This is a genomic window from Mesorhizobium sp. M7A.F.Ca.MR.362.00.0.0, assembly GCF_004023175.1.
Taxonomy (GTDB): domain Bacteria; phylum Pseudomonadota; class Alphaproteobacteria; order Rhizobiales; family Rhizobiaceae; genus Mesorhizobium.
The window spans coordinates 7,237-9,831 of the sequence record NZ_RZTF01000166.1 but is presented as its reverse complement, the minus strand read 5'-3'; the positions used below and the strand labels follow the sequence as shown (position 1 = coordinate 9,831).

Genomic DNA, 2,595 nt, shown 5'->3' with positions numbered 1-2,595 from the left:
CATCCGGCAAGGCTGCAACGGCCGACATAGGGTCCAGCGGGGCACCCCCCTGGTAGGACTGGCCGAAGATGAGCGTGTCGCGCATTTCGGAAATATCGGTCTGCTTCTTCTTGAGGTCGTTGAACCAGGCTCCATCAGCCGTCTCGCCATAGAGCACGGTACCGATGATGCGGTCGTCCTTCAGGACAAGGCGCTTGTAGACGCCGGCGGCCGCATCGCGCAGCACGATCTCCTGGCGGTCCTCGCCCTCGGCGAAGTCGCCGAGCGAGAACAGGTCGATGCCGGTGACCTTGAGCTTGGTCGGCGTGTCCATATGGACGAAGGCCGCCGCCTCGTTGCCGGCCAGCTGGCTGGCTGTGACGCGCGCCATCTCGTAGAGCGGTGCGACGAGGCCATAGACCTGGCCGTTGACCTCGGCACATTCGCCGAGCGCGTAGATGTCGGGATCGTTGCTGCGCATGCCGGCGTCGACGACGATGCCCCTGTTGACAGCGATGCCGGCCTGTTTCGCCAGCGCCGAATTCGGCCTGATGCCGACGGCCATCACCACAAGCGTTGCTGGGATAATGGTGCCGTCGGCAAGCTCCACCTGCCCGACCTTGCCGTTGCCTGTGATCGCCTGTGTGTTGGCCTTGGTGATGACCTTGATGCCGCGCTGTTCCACCGCACGCTGCAAGAGATAGCCGGCCGCCGGATCGAGCTGGCGCTCCATGAGCGTCGGCATGACATGCAGCACGGTGACGTCCATGCCTTGCGCGTTGAGGCCCGCCGCCGCCTCCAGACCCAGCAGGCCGCCGCCGATGACCACCGCCTTGGCCCGCGACTGGGCGGCGAGCATCATCGCCTGCACATCGTCGAGGTCGCGATAGGTCAGCACGCCCGGCAGGTCATGGCCGGGCACCGGGATGATGAACGGTACCGAGCCGGTGGCGATGACGAGCTTGTCGTAGGGTTCGGTGACGCCATGATCTGACGTGACGGTCTTCGTTGACCGGTCGATCGTGACGATCTTGTGGCCCTTGTAGAGGGTGATGTTGTTGGCGATGTACCAGCCGTCGCCGTGGATGATGATCTCCTCATAGGCTTTCTCGCCCGACAGAACCGGCGACAGCATGATGCGGTCGTAATTGACGCGCGGCTCGGCGTTGAAGATGGTGACGGTGTAGCGGCCCGGCGCCTGTTCCAGCAGGTGCTCGAGCATGCGCCCGGGGGCCATGCCGTTGCCGATGATGACAAGTCTTTCGCTCATGGCGCTACTCCGCGGCTTCGACGAAGCGGTGGCGTTCGTAGAGGAACTTCAGCACCGCCTCGCGGCAGCGCAGGAAGGTCCGGTCGGAAGAGAGTTCGACGCGCCGGCGCGGCCGCGCCAGCGGCACGGGAAGCACTTCGCCGATGGTTGCCGCCGGGCCATTGGTCATCATGACGATGCGGTCGGAAAGCAGCACCGCCTCGTCGACATCGTGGGTGATCATGATCGTCGTCGAGCCGAGCCTGGAATGGATGTCCATCACCGCGTCCTGCAGATGGGCGCGCGTCAGCGCATCGAGCGCGCCGAACGGCTCGTCGAGCAGCAGGATCTTCGGTTCCATGGCCAGCGCTCGGGCGATGCCGACACGCTGCTTCATGCCGCCCGATATCTCGGCCGGCCGCTTGTCCTTGGCATGCGCCATCTGCACGAGGTCAAGATTGCGCATGATCCAGTCATGCCGCTCGGCCTTGCTCTTCGAACGACCGAAGACCTTCGACACCGCCAGATTGATGTTTTCGTAGACGGTCAGCCACGGCAAAAGGCTGTGGTTCTGGAACACCACGGCGCGTTCCGGTCCGGGGCTATCGACCTCCTTGTCCTCGAGCAGCACGGCGCCGGCGGACACCTTGGTCAGCCCGGCGATCAGATTGAGCAAGGTCGACTTGCCACAGCCGGAATGGCCGATGATGGAGACGAATTCGCCCTTGTCGATGGTCAGCCTGATGTCCTTCAACACCTCGCTGACCTGGGCACCACGCGTGAAGGATTTGTCGATATGGTCGAGCTTCAGATAGGCCGTCATCGCCCCTCTCCTCACTTTGCTGTTGTGCCGCGGGTGACGAAGGCGCCGACCGCCGCGACCAGACGGTCGAGGCAGAAGCCGGTGACGCCGATATAGGCGAGCGCGACGATGATGTCGGGCAGCCGCGACGAGTTCCACGCGTCCCAGATGAAGAAGCCGATGCCGACGCCGCCGGTCAGCATTTCGGCGGCGACGATGGCAAGCCAGGACAGGCCGATGCCGATCCTCAGGCCGGTAAAGATGTAAGGCGCGGCGGCCGGCACCATGATCTTCACGAAGAACTCGAACTGGTTGAGCCGCAGGATGCGCGAGACGTTGCGATAATCCTCTGGGATGTTACGCACGCCGACCGCGGTGTTGATGATGATTGGCCAGATCGACGTGATGAAGATGACGAAGATCGCCGACGGGCTGGAATCGCGGAACGCCGCCAGCGACAGAGGCAGCCAGGCCAGCGGCGGCACCGTGCGCAGGATCTGGAACACCGGGTCGAGGCCGCGCATCGCCCAGATCGACTGGCCGACCAGCGCGCCGAGCGCGACGC

The 2,595-nt window shown here is 64.3% G+C and carries 3 protein-coding genes; all 3 read right to left on the bottom strand.

The annotated features are described in order from the left end of the window. The coding region (locus EOC06_RS42980; RefSeq protein WP_245469830.1) for an NAD(P)/FAD-dependent oxidoreductase at nt 1–1,249 on the bottom strand (1,249 nt) is incomplete at its 3' end. A 4-nt stretch (nt 1,250–1,253) separates the two neighbouring features. Beyond that, the gene (locus EOC06_RS19990) at nt 1,254–2,051 is read right to left on the bottom strand and encodes an ABC transporter ATP-binding protein (RefSeq protein WP_027035388.1); all 798 of its coding nucleotides are present in this window, start codon (nt 2,049–2,051) and stop codon (nt 1,254–1,256) included. Nucleotides 2,052–2,062: 11 nt separating this feature from the next. Then, on the bottom strand, nt 2,063–2,595 hold a 533-nt coding region (gene ntrB, locus EOC06_RS42975; protein WP_245469829.1), incomplete at its 5' end, for a nitrate ABC transporter permease.

Excerpts from the sequence above, each read along its gene's own strand:
- EOC06_RS19990 (WP_027035388.1), bottom strand. The coding sequence starts at position 2,051 with ATGACGGCCTATCTGAAGCTCGACCATATCGACAAATCCTTCACGCGT.